The following is a 15,898-nucleotide window of genomic DNA, read 5'->3' as shown; positions in this document are numbered from 1 at the left end:
AATATCAATCGATTCTTATAAAGACTTGGATATAGATACTTTTCTTCTATCATAGTGGTTTCTGCTTAAATTTTTGATAATTTCGTACTTTCATTAAAAGTACACTTCCACAATCCGTACAAATATAAGCATCAACTGGAGAAGAAGTAAACATTGTCTCTTTCTTTCTTATTTGTGCATATCCAACAAACTCACCTTCTCCAATATTGGTAGAACCACAATAAGAACATGTATCTACCTTCATCTTTCGCATGAGAGCACCACCTTTGTTCTGTTTCTACTCCCTTCGACAGTAATCTTCCATTTTCCTTCCACAAAAAACTTCCTACTTCTCCTAAATTTTGAAAGGAAAAATAGCATTAGAGTCGTATTCTTACATCGTAATTTCCAGCACAATGGCTGTCATATCTTATTAATCCAAAAACGAATTCATAGCGCTTTAAAATCACCTTGTAAATTACTTGTTGGTCAAGCACATTTTAGGAGTGTAAGTCAAAACAATATGGAACACTGTGGTATGAACATTGCTTATGCAAAATCAATTTGGACTCTTGAACTACCCCCACTTAACAGTCTAACAAACTGTTTGAAGTGGGGGATTCCTACGAACACCAAAGTATCCTTCGGCTTTATAAGTAGGCAATCCCCGTAGTCCCTATGGTTAGAAGCCTTAAGGCCTCTTTTCTCAAATCTTGTCCTGCGTTGGCATCTCTATCATGATGCATACCACAAGAAAGACACTTCCATTCACGCAACTCTAGATCTTTCACGTCTTTGTTTTTGTTGCCACAATGCGAACAAAGTTGAGAGCTGGCGAATGTTTTGGATACCACGACAACTTGTTTTCCATACCACTCTGCTTTATACACAAGCATCGCTCTGAATTGTGACCAAGATACTTCTTGAATCGCTTTCGAGAGCTTGTGATTCTGTAACATATTGGATACTTGCAAATCTTCTATCCCAATCACATCGTGGTTTTTGATGATCATCGTAGAGAGTTTTTGCAAGTAATCGGTTCTTGCATTTGTGCTTCGCTCATGTATACGAGCCACTTTGATTCGCTGTTTATGCCAGTTCGCTCCTCCTTTTATACGACGAGACAAAATGCGCTGGGCCTGAGCGAGCCTCTTCTCTAATATCCGAAACCATTTCAGATTACCAAATACTTCTCCCGTTGAAAGAATCGCAAAGTTTTTCACGCCAACATCCACACCAACAGCGGAACCTGTCTTTGGCAATTCTTGCACTTCTATTTCGGCAAGAATCGAGATAAAATATGTTTCACTTGGATTCCTTCTGACAGTAGCGCTCAAAATACGTCCTTCTACCTCACGACTTTTGGCAAACGTGACAAGGCCAAGTTTCGGTAACTTTATTTTATTCCCCACAATCGCGATGTTCCCATTTGTTTGCTTCGTTGTATAGGATTGGACTTTATTGTTTTTCGACTTAAACCGAGGTGCTTTGTTTTGTTTGTTGAAGAATCGTGAATACGAGCCAGCGAGGTTGTGAAGAGAAGATTGAAGAGCCGTGCTGTCCACTTCTTTGAGCCATACAAATTCTGGATTTGAGTCAATATTTTGGCCACAAAAAAGTTAAATCTAAGCTATTTTTTTAGCCAGATCTTCTATTGCTTGGGGAGTTTTATAACCAATGCTACTATGAATTCTCTTGCGGTTATACCATTCCTCGATGTATTGAAATAATGCTAAGTTTGCTTGTTCAAATGTGAAATATTTTGTACGATATACTTCTTCTTTCTTTAAAATGGCATGAAACGACTCGATACAAGCGTTTTCATACGGACAACCTTTCTTACTGAAAGAAGGTTTGATTTTAAAACTCGCGAGTAAGGTGTAGGGTTTGAAATTCCTGACTTGTATATTGAGTTCCTAAGTCAGTATGTAGAATGAGATCTTCTGGTGGTTTCTGTGTATAGTAAGCGTTTTCTAACGCTTTTACCACAAGAGTTGTTGTCATATTTCGTGAAAATGAATATCCAACAATTTTTTTAGAATACAAATCTATCACAGATGCAAGGTAACACCAACCATCTTTTTGCGTGTGAATATAGGTAATATCCGCTACCCACTTTTCATTTATTGTTGTTGTAGAGAAGTCCTGTTCTAATAGATTTGTCCGTTCTTCTACAGTTGATTTTGATGAATCTTTGGTGCACCGTAACGTTCCTTGCTATCTTGATGAATTTGTTTGATTTTTTTGGTTAATTCTTTATTTTCACGGCTACGCTTTGACTCTGTTTTATGCTGAGATTGGTAGTAAGAATTTCTCTCTATCCCAAGAGTTTGGCACATCATATGAACAGAGTGCGTTTCTTTTTGATAATCAATAAATTAATGGAATTCTGTATCTTCTATTTTCTCGCGAATATGGCCATAGCTTTTTTTAATATTTCATTTTCTTCTTTTAAACGAAGCATTTCTTTTTTCATTCGTTTTAGATCTTCTAGTGTTATTTCATCTTCATCAACTGATGTGATAGGAGAATATATTTTAATCCATTTATAAATGGTTACCTCTGATACGCCATACTCGCCGCTTAATTGTTTGAGAGGTTGTCCTGAACGATATAATTCAACAACCATTTTTTTAAACTCTTCATTAAATTTCTTGTTTGTCATACGGACCCTTCTCCTTGAAACCCATTGTAAGGACTTAACTAAGTTGTGTCCATATGACTATACTAACTCTATATTAACCCTTGGAATATGTAAAATAAATTGTTTAAAGAAACGGAGATTTACTAATATTAATTATTCGCTATCCGAAAATGAAACAACTTTATTATTTTTTTACAAGAACCGAAAACGGTCGTTTAAGGAACTTTATTGAGTTCTAATAAAGCTAACAGAAATATGGTCAAAAAACTGTTCCAAAACTCATTACCAAAAACAAAGTGCCGTAACAAACATTAAATATCGTTTATGGAACCTTTTTAACGTATGGTAAAACCAAATTTTTCAACTTAGAAATTCCTTAACGTACGAAATCCGCGAAATGTTGGTGCTACCCCATGCCCATCAAGTTAAAATCTCATAATACCCCCATAACGAAAATTTGACCTTTTTACAGCTATTTATGCGAGTTCAGTTCATTTTTTTCGTTTTGGGGAACAATTCATTTCTTAAGTTGATGGACATCCGGCTGTACCCCCATATTATCATCATGATCTTAATACCATTACTATTTGGGTCCGTCCTGGGCCCCAAACCCTTATTGTAGAAAGAAAACCACCGGCATTAGACCGGTGGTTCTGACTTAGAAAGCAAAGCAAGTACAACCAATACCCCATTTAGTTCCATCTTTTCCTATTACGGTATGAGTGTGTTGATGGAGAGGGTTACTGCAACTATGTAACTTGTGATCATGGGCATCGTGAGAAAGTATATTGTGGGCTAGGTTAGCACCACCATAACCATAAACTCCCGTCGGTGCCCAATCAGGTGATGCTGGCGGCAATTCAGGTGATAAATTTTTAAATTCATCATTCCCATAAACAACCTGACCACCCATAATGGTGAGTAATGATTCAAGGTCTTTGATTTCTTCTTCTGGTACAGTAAAGTAGTCAGCAGACAATACAGCAATATCAGCAAACTGACCTACTGCAAGGGTTCCCTTTTTACCTTCATCACCAGAGAACCATGCACTTCCTTTGGAATATAGTTCCAGGGCTACTTTTCTATCAAGTTTATTCTTTTCATCGTATATCGAAAGACCACCAATGGTTTTTCCGGCAACCATCCAATAAAGAGCAACCCAAGGGTTATAGCTGGAAACCCTGGTTGCATCACTACCGGCGCCAACAGGTATACCCAGGTCTAGCATACGATAAATCGGGGGAGTACGTTTTGCAGCTTCTTTTCCGTATAAATCAACAAAGTATTCACCTTGGAAAGCCATGCGATCTTGGATGGCAATACCGCCATTTAAAGCCTTAACACGTTCCATACTACGATCTGAGATTGTTTCTGCATGGTCAAACCACCAGCGTAGACCATTGAAAGGAATTTCTCTGTTGACTTCCTCAAAAACATTTAAGAAACGTGTTATTGACTCGTCATAAGTTGCATGTAAACGGAATGGCCAACGGTTTTCCACCAATAGAGAAATTACTTTCTTTAAGTCAGCTTCCATCACCGTAGCTAGTTCGGGCCGCGGCATTTGAAATTTTTCAAAATCGGCTGCCGAGAATACTAACATTTCCCCGGCACCATTCATTTTATACTTATCATTTCCTTGACCCGGAGAAACAATTTTTGCCCATGAAGCAAAGTCTTCATATTCATGATTTGGATTTTGCGTAAATAGATTATACGCAATACGCAAAGTTAATTGTTCCTTCTCGGCTAAATGTTCAACAACTTTGTAATCATCAGGATAATTTTGGAATCCACCACCTGCGTCAATGGCACTTGTGATACCTAATCTATTTAATTCGCGCATAAAATGGCGAGTTGAGTTAATCTGGTCGTCAAAATTAAGTACTGGAGCTCTACCCAAACTTGAATAAAGAATAGAAGCATTAGGATTAGCAATTAAAAGACCTGTTGGATTACCTCGTTTATCCCGGTCAATTAAACAGCCCGGAGGGTCTGGGGTATCTTTTGTGTATCCCAGTGCACGCAGCCCTGCACGGTTTACAAGTGCTCTATCGTAAAGATGTAGCACAAAGACAGGTGTGTCTTCAGAAACAGCATTAATCTCTTCCAAAGTTGGCATCCTTCGCTCTTTAAATTGAAATTCAGACCAACCTCCAACTACTCTTACCCACTGAGGAGCAGGTGTACGTCTTGCCTGCTCTCTAAGCATTTCCAGAGCAATAGCAAGTGATGGTACACCTTCCCAACGCAATTCCATATTATAATGTAGACCACCACGAATAACGTGTATATGAGAGTCATTCAAACCCGGAATAGCTCTCTTTCTTTTAAGATCTATTTTTTTGGTTTTTTCTGTGACACTATCAAGAAGCTCATCTCCACCTACTGCCGTGACTAAGCCATCAGTTATGGCGATAGCTGATACCTCAGGTTGAGATGGGTCAAGGGTAGTGATTTTTCCGTTATATAAGATCATATCCGGCAAATTCATGTTTACACCTCATCTACTTCCTATTATTCTGTAACCATGGATGAAATATTTTACCGAGAATCGGCATGACTACCCATGATAGCAAGGAAACTATACATATAGAAACAAAAAAAGCTGATATAATAGGATTCATATTTTTTATAATAGGTCCTATCACTTTAGGCACCAACATACTAATAGGCCATACACCAAGAACAGTAACAATAGACATTTTCCATTTTGGCGGTGGAACTGGCGTTTTCGGAGTAACAAACCAATAAGCCAAACTGTTTTCAGTTTTGTAAGTTGGATTAGTTGCTTGAAATTGTTCTGCTTTTTTTAACAAATCTCGACGAATATCTGATTCTTGCCAAGAACGTAGATGCTCATACGTATCAAAGCGAAAAATAACAGTATACTCTCTGGATCCGTTATTGGGGACTATTAAATTTACGCCTAAATGCCCTGGGAATTTAGTAGCGGCAGCTTCGATTTCATGTCTCCATGTTTCAAACTGTTTTTCTTTACCTTCTTGAATTTCCCATGTAACAATCGTTGTTACTGGACCGCTAATATCCATTGTGTTCCCTGTATGAGTGTCTCCGACAGTCACTCTTTCTTGGTTCATAATTTCCTGCTTGGAAGCGCGCCATGCACCATAGTATATGCGTATTCTACGCCTTGACCATAAGCGCCAGTGTGTTCTTTCACAATTTCCATAACAGCATCATAAGTGTCTTTGCGTGCCCAGTCACGTTGGTATTCAAGTAAAACTTGGATTGCTGTCACTGGAATTGCACCAGCTTGTTCTACACGACGCATAGCAGCGTTATGTGCTGTCAAACTAGTACCACCTGAAGCATCATCAACTGCATAAACCTCATAGCCAGCTTTAATTGCTTCAAGCACAGGGAATGCAAGGCAAACTTCAGTCCAAAGTGCTGCAAATATTAATTTCTTTCTACCTGTTGCTTTAACTGCCTCAACAAATTTTGGATCTTCCCAAGAGTTCATTGAACTACGTTCTATAATTTCATGGTTTGGGAATATGTCAAGAATTTGTGGCCAAAAATAACCAGAAAAGCTGCGTGTTTCAACTGTAGTAAGAATAGTAGGTACGTTAAAAGTTTTTGCTGATTTAGCAAGCAGCATAACGTTATTAATCAATGTTTGTCTGTCAATACTTGCAACTCCAAAAGTCATTTGAGGCTGAAAATCAATCAAAATTAATGCACTGTTCTCCGGATTTAACAATTCTAAATTACTCATAATAAAACGCTCCTTTTTTTAATTGTTTCAAATTATTTTTTGAAACTAATTTATTTTCTGTCAATTAAGACTGTAATCGTAAAAATAAAAGCTTTGCTATACTTTTTAATTTAAAAGAGAGCGCTGATTTAATCAGCGCTAAATTTATACTACCCACTTTTTAAAAAGTGATTTAAAGCTATTTCTTTGGAATACATTTATGCATTTTGTTTACTAAGATCTCGCTGAGCTCCCATGTAGCTTCCAATTATATTTTGATAGCCTGGAAGATTACTAGCAAGCAAATTGCCAAAACCTTCGACATCGTTGCGCCAATCGCGTTGTAATTCGCAAGCTACACTAAACCAGTTCATAAGCTGCACGCCACTATGTGCCATACGAGTATTGGCAGCATCTGCAACTTGTTTACTAAAAGTTCCTGAAGCATCAGTAACAGCAAATACTTCATACCCAGCTTTTATAGCAGAAAGTGCCGGGAAAGCAACGCAAACATCTGTAACTACGCCCGCGATGATAAGTTGTTTTTTTCCAGTTTCTTCGATTGCTTTTACAAAATCATCATTATCCCATGCGTTAATTTGTCCAGGTCGAGCTATTTTTGGTGCGTGAGGAAAGAGATCAACCAATTCTTGCATTAAAGGTCCGTTAGGTCCATGTTCAAAGCTTGTTGTTAAAATAACTGGTAAATCAAAAAATTTAGCAGTTTGAGCGAGAGCTAAAACATTGTTCTTGAATTCATCAACACCATAGTCACGTACTAGTCCGGACATAAGACCAGTTTGATGATCCACTAACAGAACAACAGCGTCATCTTTGTTAATACGAGAATAGAGATCAGACATTATGTATTCCTCCTAAAAAATTAAGTAATCGAAGAAAGTTTTAAAAGTGGAATATTATCATAAATTTCTTCGTTTGTTACGATTAGTTTATAAATAAATTGATCGTTAATATTAATTAATCCATAAACTTATGACACATCGATAATTTTCTTAAAAATCCGAAAGATAATATTAGACTATTTTTTTTAAATACTCAATCTCCTTTTATTAATCTAAAATAGTGGTTTTATCTATCCAATTTACAAATTGTTGTAAATAACGCTGAAGATAACGTTTTGTTTGTTCGTCAGTAAGCACTTTCTGATCGGAATCAATCTTTTCATGTACTTGGGAAATCAGCACTTTTTGAAATGGAAGAACATGAGCTTGCATGGCTTCTAGTATTTCTCTGATTTGCATTTGAGCATAAACAGTGCCTAATCCCCCAGGAGTTGCACCAATTAAACCAACCGGTTTTCTGCTAAGAACAGCAGATTCCCGAGGTCTTGATGCCCAGTCCAATGCATTCTTTAATACGCCAGGAATTCCATAATTGTACTCTGGACTTACAATAATGATACCGTCAACGTCCTGGATAGCAGATTTAAAGGATGTCACTGTTTCTGGAACACTTATTTCTAAGTCTTCATTGAACAAAGGTAGATCATTTATCTCGATCCAATGAAATTGATGGGAATCATCCATCCCTGTTAATGATTGAGCAATGATTCGATTATAAGAGTTTTTTCGTAAACTACCACAAATAAGGCCTATGGTTTTAGTCATATATTCCCTCCTTTTATAAGGTAAACCGATCATACCATTATATACCAAATTGGTAGAAGTAGTTTTACGCCTAGCCATTGTTCCTCATTTACCAATCTGTTTATGCTTTCTTCAAACTTTGCAACAGAACCTAAAATGCCCCCTAATCTATCAGTTAACATTTATTCATTTGTAATCAGTCTTCTAAAAATGATAGCAGTGCTTCATTAAATTCTTTGGCATGTGTTGCATTGAGCCCATGTGGACCACCCTTTATTAAAGCTACCTTAGAATTAGGAATTGCTTCATGTGTTAGCTTCCCACTATATTCAAATGGAACTGTTGCATCTGAATCACCATGAATAACAAGGGTAGGTATATTAAACATGGCTAAATCTCCTCTGAAGTCCGTTTTGCTGAAAGCAGTGATACAATCTAGTGTTCCTTTAGGCGATGCACCTGCTGCAATATCTCTATTGTAAAGCCGGAATGGTTCACTGACTAAGTCAGTTCTATCTCCAGCAGCAAAAAATCCTCTCGTAAACTCATCAAGAAATGCTAGGCGATCATTTTTTACTCCATTTTCAAATCCTTGAATTGCTGCATCATCTAATACTCCCTCAGGATGATCTGCTGACTTGTAAAGAAATGGTGGTACAGCTCCTGCAAATACAGCCTTCTCTACTCTATTTGTGCCATAGTTTCCGATATAGCGAGCTACTTCTCCACCCCCCATTGAAAATCCGACCAGTGTCACATTTTGGAGATCCAAATGCTCTAGTAACAGATGTAAATCAGTAGTAAATGTATCATAATCATAACCATTCCATGGCTGAGAAGAGTTCCCGAACCCTCGACGGTCATAAGTTATGACTCTGTATCCAGCCTCAACGAGAGCAGGAACTTGGTATTCCCAAGATCGGCTACTTAATGGCCAACCGTGAATTAATACTACTGGCTTCCCTATACCATGATCCTCATAATATAGTTCAATGGGTGTTTGATTTTCGGTTCCTACAGTAATTTTTGCCATTCTTCTACCTCCAAAAAATATTCTGATTACATGTATTTTTCGTCAATAATCCGGATGAATCTCGTAACCTATTTATAAATAAAGCCAATGATGATACCTGTGCCTGAAGCTAATAAAACAGAACCAGTTGGACATTTTTGAGTTTTCTATATTAGAAACGTTTTGCTACTTCACGTGCATTTGCAATTGCTGCCTCTTTAATTTCTTGTGCTTTTTCAGGGTTTGCATTCATTCCTTCAACTGCAAGATATTCTGTATCAGATACACCCATAAATCCTAATACGGCATTTAAGTGTTGACGACCAAAGTCCATTACTGCATATGCTCCTTCAGAGTAAATGCCACCTGTAGCTTGAATGTGAAGTGCTTTTTTATCTTCTAATAATCCAACTGGACCATTTTCAGTATATTTAAATGTTTTACCTGCGATAGATAGGTTATCTAAGTATGCTTTTACTACTGGCGGATAGCTAAAGTTCCACATTGGTGTTACAAATACATAACGACCTGCATTCATAAATGTTTCTAAGTTTGTATTCATTGCTGCAATTTTTTGTTGTTGGCTTTCACTTAACGCTTCAAAGCCTTCACCTGCTGCGAATTTCCCCCAAGCTGCAAATACTTCTGTATCAATTTCTGGTACAGTTGTGTTAAATAGATCAATTGTTACAACTTCATCTTGTGGATGTTCATTTTTATACGCTTCGATAAATGCTTCCCCTACTGCCATACCGAAAGATGCTTCTGCTGAATTTGGATTTGCTGTAATAAATAGTACTTTTGTCATTTTTATTCCCTCCCTCAGTAAATATCTTTAATTAAAGACTTTCTCTCTAAAAGTAAATAACTTATCTTATGTAAGTATAATACACAACCATTATTTTCCTGTCAATAAAAATAGTGACTTTTCTTAAGTAAGTTAGCGAACTCTCCTATCTCGTTTTATTAAATGGGGTATCGCCACATGCCCATCAAGTTAAAATCTCATAATACCCCCATAACGAAAATTCCACCTTTTTACAGCTATTTATAAGAGTTCGGCTCATTTTTTTCCTTTTGGGAAGAATGTATTTCTTAAGTTGATGTTGATGGGGTATCACCAACATTACGCGGAAAACATACGCTAATACATTTAGCGTGTTTTTTATATTTAGGTTTGTATACTCAAATATGCAAAAACAAACCATCATAAAAGAGAGTTCGTTTTTGCGTTTTTGGAGGGTATCAATCTGTCGATAAATTGATATTATCATATGCTTGGTGTTGAGATATTGAGAAATAAAAATGTCATTTTATTAAGAGGAAAAGTGGATTTTGCGTTTTGGCATCGCTGGAGGATCAGCGTTAAATTCAATGTACAGCTTCACTATTCATCTTCTTGCTCCATTTTGTAACGGGATCTTTTTATTGTAGTAGAAAAAGCAACCTTCCGAGTGCTCATAGGGGTACCGTCAAAAGAACTATTTGTAGTCCTGCCGACAAAACACAGATTTTATACGCTAAGACAGTTTCTAAAAGTGAAATCTCATCTTTGCTACTGTAAAAAAACAACTAGCCCCCCCACAAGAGGGGCTAGTTAACGTAAAATTCGTTCTTGGAAGTAAGGCAATGTAATTCATTTAAACATTATTTAATATTCATTAGTACTAAGCGTTTTTATAAATTCTTTTATTATTGGAAAGTCAGGAGGACTGATATTACTTGGAAGTTCACGAATGTCGAAAAAGTGTAGATTTTTAACTTCTTTTTTGTCTATTTTTAATTCACCTTCATAATCATTGCATATGTAAGCAGCAACTACGTTATATACTTCATCACCGTGAGGATATTTGTAGTAAAATTCTTTGCCAGAGAAGGTATTAAACAATCTTAAATTATTGGCTATTAAGCTTGTTTCCTCATACAATTCTCTCTTTGCTACTTCTTCTAAGGTCTCTCCACATTCTAACGAACCTCCTGGTAATCCCCAACAATTATTATCCTGCCTTAACTGTAATAATAATTTATGATTTTTATCTAATAAAACGACGCATGCTCCTGTCATAATTAACGGGCGACTACCTACTATTTTTCTTAAATCCATAATATATCCCATAACAGACTCCTAAAAACAGATTTTTTTGTGTATTCAAAATTAATTATAAATGCAATTCCTTTTTCATGTACATAGAATAGATAACCTTTTAATTATCGTGGTTATAGATTGTATATTCGATACATTAATAATTAACATAACGTCTCATTCTCGGAAGTTGTTTTTAAAAATATGTTGGATGGTTTAGCCATTCTTCAATACCAACGGAACCTTGAACTGATAGTAAACGATATAAATATCTATATGGTTTTCTAACATAAGTTAAATCAGGAATATCCTGTACAGATATATATCCTCTAATAAAGTCTTCAGCACTCTTCTTATCCAATACATATTCTAGGGCAATAAACTCTAACTCTCTAGGTGCTACAGCATAAGCTTCTGTATCTACTAATCCGGTAATTTCAGTTCCATTGCTTAAAAATTGTGTGGGATCCATGTCGACTAAAATAAAATTACTTTCTATTGGAGTAGGAATCCTTTTTAATAACAATTGCATTTCAGGAAGAACCTCTAATATTTTTTGGTTATTTTTATAAAATCTCTCAGTTAGCTGTTGCATTATGTTTATAAGCGTACTGTGAAAATCGTAAATAGATGTTTGATAAGTTCCTAATGGATTACCTATGTAATTAAAGCTTTTTTGATGAATGAGTGCTAATCCTTTCCCCAAGCTTTCTAATATAGAAGATGGTTGATTCAAAAAAGTATGTATTGTATGCCCATTTAACTTCTCTACTATTACGTATTCCTTATTATCTATAGTCATTTTTCGTAGAACTCTTGGTACAGGAAACGAACTTAGTTCCGCTAAGGAGTTATTAATGATTTCTAAATGAAATACATTTCGAGGATCAATCCCAAATAGTTGTTTACACCCCCACCAGAAGTCATTATGAGGTTCTTGAATCATTTGTGAGGAACGTACAATGACTTCCTCGGTTTCCGTCTTAATTAACAATACATTACTTGCGTGATTTTCATATCCAGGATGCAACTCTATTATCGATTGGATTGAGCTATCAAACAAGATTTGTAACTTTTCCATGAATGAATGCCCCTTTTTATATAAATTGAACACAGGAAAAGAATGAATACCCTATTCATGTTCAGTTAACATAACGCCACATTATCAGTAGTCTATATATCTAGAAATTTCAAAAAATCTCTTCAGATTTTCTGAAGAGATTTTTTATTCATAAAACCATTAACTTAAGAGCTTTTTTCCAATTTGAATAATAATAAATGAACTGAATTAATAAAGTTATTACTGAGATTCCAGTTAAGGTTACAAAAAAAGTTAATCCCAAATCTGATAAATAGGTTACTATTAGAGTGATAATTACAAAAGGAATTGAAGCTAAAACATTATAAAATCGTTTTTTATAAAAAAGATGATCTTTTTCATTTATATAATTATCGACCATAAAAATCCACCTCTTTCTTTTCTAAACTTTATGTACATTCATACTAATAAAAAAACCAAATTTTACCACATCATAAGGTATTATTAACATAATTTCTGTTACAGGAAGTTATTGAGGTCTATTGCTTCCTATCTCTTTGAGTATTTGAAAAGGTTATGAGTTTTTAGCCTTTCACTATATGATTTTTACAAAGGTCCCCTCTAATGAACGATTTAACGCTTCTTCATTAAAATCCTTTATTTTTAGAGATATTTCACTGCCTTTTCCTATAATCATTTGTTTAGAACAAATAAGTGGGTCGAGAAGGCGAAGTTTTTTAACCATATGAAAATCATAGTCGATTGGATTATGTATTACTTCAACATTTGTATGTATTCCTTGCAATAGTTCTTGTATTTCTGGATCTGTACTATGGGTTAGTTTTAACCATACGTGATGGTCTGTTAGTAAAAAATCTTTTTTTGTAAGTTCTTTTTTTGTTAAAGCTAAACGAAGTATCTCTGTAAGTTTGTGATATGCGTAGACATTTAAAGGATGTAGAAAGAAATCAATTACCTCTGCATAATAGGTCTTTACAAACCATTCTGCTTTCTCAATTGAACTAATACAGATTTTCCCTTCACAGACTTGTAAGGAATCAATAAAGTTTTGGGAGTCCGCTATTGAAATCATCTTATAGGTCGATAAGTCTCGCAATGTGTAATCAATTCGATCTGCGCAGAGCAAAGGTAACGGTTGTTCTAATAGTGTCCAATTTTCCATTTGTAAAATGCTATCTAAAGTGAATCCAAATTCTATCAAAACTTGTGGTATCTCAGATTGCAAAAGAGTTTCTTCAAATATTTGTTCGTGAAAGTTTTCTTTTCCGTCTGTCAGTACATAATCAATAACATGCGAAAAAGCTGTATGGGATACATCATGCAAAAGTGAAGCTATTTGTTCCTCTATGGAGCCACCTAATTTTCTTACTAATAACATAACACCAATTGAATGGTCAAAACGAGTAACGTTCCAATTGGGATTCACAAGATAGCTTGCTCCGCCTTGATGAATTTGTTTTAATCTCTGGACAGGAGAAGTTTGAATAAGCTTATGTAGTACAGGTTCAATCTCAAATGAACCATATAATGAATCATGAATTGTCATAATATACCTCCTTTTCTCTCTTATCTTACTACATTTATAGAAGAAGATTTGAAAGTATTTCTTGTATATTCCATACATTGATAGTTAACATAACGTAACTTTATCAGTAGTAACCAAATCCCTGAAAAACATTCATATCAAAAGTGTACTAGCTTTCCGCTCCCTTCTCTGTATGCAAGATTTCATACATTCCTGTCACAACAGCATTTCCGTTCTAGTAGCCTGCATGAAATCCTACATACTCTTAGCGTATAAATCCACGTTTTGCCGTCAATACCCCATGCCCATCAAGCTAAGATTTTAAGACACCCCCATAACGAGAATTTTACTTTTTTACAGTTATTTATGAAAATTCCGCTTGTTTTTTTCATTTTTGGGGTGCTAAACTTAAAACTTCAGCAAGAAGCACAGACTAAAACACCTAGTTTTCACGATATAATTCTCAGCTAAATTCGCAAAAAAGAGCTTGAATTCCCAAGCTCTTTTAAATATCACTTAATAACTTTATAACCACCATTTTTCCTGTGGAATTAAAACTGTTTCAATATCAAAGTTATTCTCAAACCATTCCTTCATCAATGTTTTATGGACAAGATATTCTGATGCAGAATGGGAAACGCCGATTAAAGACATCGAAGTATTAGAAACATAATCCATCATTTGTTTGTATCTTTGTTTACCATATTGGTTATCAATATGGCAATGGATTTCGCCAGTGATATAAGCTTGAACTCCTCTTTTTTCAGCTTCCTCCATCCAACTTACTTTGTCGCCACAACCTGCAACGATAGCTATTTTCTTTACGTTATTTATGTTCTTACCTTCAAAATCAACATATGGAATATCGAATATTTCTTTTAAGTGAGAAGTTAGTTCACTTGTACTCTTTTCTTCAATGTTACAAATTAGAACTAGGTCTTCATTATTTATAGAACTTGTTAAAAACCCATCAATAATTTCTGCATTTAATTGTTTAGCAATTGCTACACTTGTACCTAAATTGGCATGATAATCCATCGGTACATGGCATGTATAGAATGATAATTCCTTCTCTTTTATTTGTTTAATGTATTTTTCTTTTATAGGAACAAAGCCTTTGCCCCATGCTCCTTTTGGATCTCCACATTCCATCAATAAGGGATGGTGCATAAAAAGTAAGTCTCCGCTATTACTTTCTTCTATAAAACGTTCCAACACTTCATCTGTAGGGAAAACGGCAAGGAAAATTTTCTTTACATTTGCATCCCCTTTTAACATTAGACCATTAAATAATTCCACAAAGTCTTTTTCAAAAACTGATTTCCAGTCAAACTTTAAAGGTTCATAGACCATTGGTATGAATTGACTGAAAGCAGAATCCTTCCCAAATGATTTTATATCAAGTTCAGTGTCGAGTTTAGACACTATTTCACTTAGTTTAACCATAAAATTATTCCCCCAAAAATTTTATAATTCAATATAAATGGTTAGAAAAATAACAATTATTATATTCTTTTAAATATTTTAACATAAAAATTCATTTTTCCTCATGAAAAAATCACTCCTGTTGTTTAAAGTGGTCCCTCCACATTCCCATCAAGCAAAGTTAAAATCATACCTTCAAAATGAAAAAACGCTATGTGTTTAGTTAGAAAAATGTTTTAGACTGAGCATTATGGATTTAAGTGGATTTCTCCATTGTAATTTCCTGGATTTACTAATATATAGATTTAGACTAGTGAGTAGTTTTCACTTCTTAAAATAGTTTTTATTAAAATAAAGTATTAGATTAGATAGTCACTATAAAACTTACAAGTTGAATTAAAGAATATTCACAGAAATAAAAGGTGTTTTCACATATAGAAAACACCTTTTATCTTTTGGTTATATATAACAATTTTATCATATTTTCCATAAAGCCTTTTAGAAATAAAAAAGACGACTCAATGATGTGCACCCCAATTGTTAGACACACTTAACAATTGGAGGTGCACTTTTTTATGAGTAAGTTTTCTTCTAAAGAAAAACTACAAATAGTAAAACAATATTTTGATGGGGTAGATGGCGGGAAAAGAATCGCTAAATCTCTAGGGATTCATTCTAGTATAATTTATCAGTGGATTAAACAATATGAGGCCTTTGGGGAAAAAGCTTTTGAAAAGCGCTATACAACTTATTCGCTTCAGTATAAACTAGATGTGCTTAATTATATGGAGAAACAAGGGACATCTATGAGAGAAACGGCGGCAATTTTTAATATTCCATCT

14 protein-coding genes and 3 pseudogenes are annotated in these 15,898 nt (G+C 35.1%); 2 read left to right on the top strand and 15 right to left on the bottom strand.

The window, feature by feature from the left end:
- Window positions 1-49: 49 nt before the first annotated feature.
- Complete coding sequence (locus BLV40_RS16035; protein WP_026591652.1) at window positions 50-253, bottom strand: hypothetical protein; 204 nt, start codon at window positions 251-253, stop codon at window positions 50-52.
- Window positions 254-385: 132 nt separating this feature from the next.
- Between BLV40_RS16035 and BLV40_RS29390 the strand changes: the two are divergent.
- Window positions 386-556: pseudogene (locus BLV40_RS29390) on the top strand (acetyltransferase); the annotation flags it as partial.
- A gap of 73 nt (window positions 557-629) precedes the next feature.
- Here the strand turns inward: BLV40_RS29390 and tnpB are convergent.
- The 14 genes and pseudogenes from tnpB to BLV40_RS15955 all read right to left on the bottom strand — a co-directional run.
- A pseudogene (tnpB, locus tag BLV40_RS16025) lies at window positions 630-1,565 on the bottom strand (IS200/IS605 family element RNA-guided endonuclease TnpB); the annotation flags it as partial.
- Window positions 1,566-1,604: 39 nt separating this feature from the next.
- A pseudogene (locus BLV40_RS16020) lies at window positions 1,605-2,644 on the bottom strand (IS3 family transposase).
- A gap of 637 nt (window positions 2,645-3,281) precedes the next feature.
- Window positions 3,282-5,117, bottom strand: a complete 1,836-nt coding sequence (locus BLV40_RS16015) for an amidohydrolase (RefSeq protein ID WP_026591655.1) — start codon at window positions 5,115-5,117, stop codon at window positions 3,282-3,284.
- 13 nt (window positions 5,118-5,130) lie between these two features.
- On the bottom strand, window positions 5,131-5,724 hold the full coding sequence (locus tag BLV40_RS16010) for an antibiotic biosynthesis monooxygenase (protein WP_090691724.1): 594 nt from the start codon (window positions 5,722-5,724) through the stop codon (window positions 5,131-5,133).
- A complete protein-coding gene (locus tag BLV40_RS16005; RefSeq protein ID WP_018767758.1) occupies window positions 5,721-6,365 on the bottom strand; it encodes a hydrolase in 645 nt (214 codons plus the stop codon). Before BLV40_RS16005 ends, BLV40_RS16010 begins: the two co-directional genes overlap by 4 nt.
- A 197-nt stretch (window positions 6,366-6,562) precedes the next feature.
- Window positions 6,563-7,207: an isochorismate family cysteine hydrolase YcaC gene (gene ycaC / locus BLV40_RS16000; protein WP_035414825.1), complete on the bottom strand. Its 645-nt coding sequence runs from the start codon at window positions 7,205-7,207 to the stop codon at window positions 6,563-6,565.
- A 207-nt stretch (window positions 7,208-7,414) separates the two neighbouring features.
- On the bottom strand, window positions 7,415-7,972 hold the full coding sequence (locus BLV40_RS15995) for an NADPH-dependent FMN reductase (protein ID WP_090691720.1): 558 nt from the start codon (window positions 7,970-7,972) through the stop codon (window positions 7,415-7,417).
- Between the two features lie 175 nt (window positions 7,973-8,147).
- Entirely contained in the window at window positions 8,148-8,984 is an 837-nt protein-coding gene (locus BLV40_RS15990) for an alpha/beta fold hydrolase (protein WP_090691718.1), read from the bottom strand.
- Window positions 8,985-9,135: 151 nt separating this feature from the next.
- Entirely contained in the window at window positions 9,136-9,771 is a 636-nt protein-coding gene (locus tag BLV40_RS15985; protein ID WP_090691715.1) for an FMN-dependent NADH-azoreductase, read from the bottom strand.
- An 843-nt stretch (window positions 9,772-10,614) separates the two neighbouring features.
- A complete protein-coding gene (locus BLV40_RS15980) occupies window positions 10,615-11,079 on the bottom strand; it encodes an NUDIX hydrolase (protein WP_026591662.1) in 465 nt (154 codons plus the stop codon).
- 163 nt (window positions 11,080-11,242) lie between these two features.
- Complete coding sequence (locus BLV40_RS15975; protein ID WP_090691712.1) at window positions 11,243-12,127, bottom strand: hypothetical protein; 885 nt, start codon at window positions 12,125-12,127, stop codon at window positions 11,243-11,245.
- A 148-nt stretch (window positions 12,128-12,275) separates the two neighbouring features.
- The gene (locus BLV40_RS15970; protein WP_090691709.1) at window positions 12,276-12,506 is read right to left on the bottom strand and encodes a hypothetical protein; all 231 of its coding nucleotides are present in this window, start codon (window positions 12,504-12,506) and stop codon (window positions 12,276-12,278) included.
- Window positions 12,507-12,680: 174 nt separating this feature from the next.
- Window positions 12,681-13,652, bottom strand: coding sequence for an HD domain-containing protein (locus BLV40_RS15965; RefSeq protein ID WP_090691707.1), 972 nt, complete (start codon window positions 13,650-13,652; stop codon window positions 12,681-12,683).
- Window positions 13,653-14,156: 504 nt separating this feature from the next.
- Window positions 14,157-15,077, bottom strand: a complete 921-nt coding sequence (locus BLV40_RS15955; RefSeq protein ID WP_090691702.1) for a Nif3-like dinuclear metal center hexameric protein — start codon at window positions 15,075-15,077, stop codon at window positions 14,157-14,159.
- Between the two features lie 554 nt (window positions 15,078-15,631).
- On the opposite strand from BLV40_RS15955, the gene BLV40_RS15950 reads away from it, so the two are divergent.
- A partial coding sequence (locus BLV40_RS15950) for a helix-turn-helix domain-containing protein (RefSeq protein ID WP_139265549.1) occupies window positions 15,632-15,898 on the top strand: 267 nt, incomplete at its 3' end.

This window comes from Bacillus sp. 166amftsu, assembly GCF_900107445.1.
Classification (GTDB): domain Bacteria; phylum Bacillota; class Bacilli; order Bacillales; family Bacillaceae_G; genus Bacillus_A; species Bacillus_A arachidis.
This window is presented reverse-complemented; position numbering and strand designations above follow the sequence as displayed.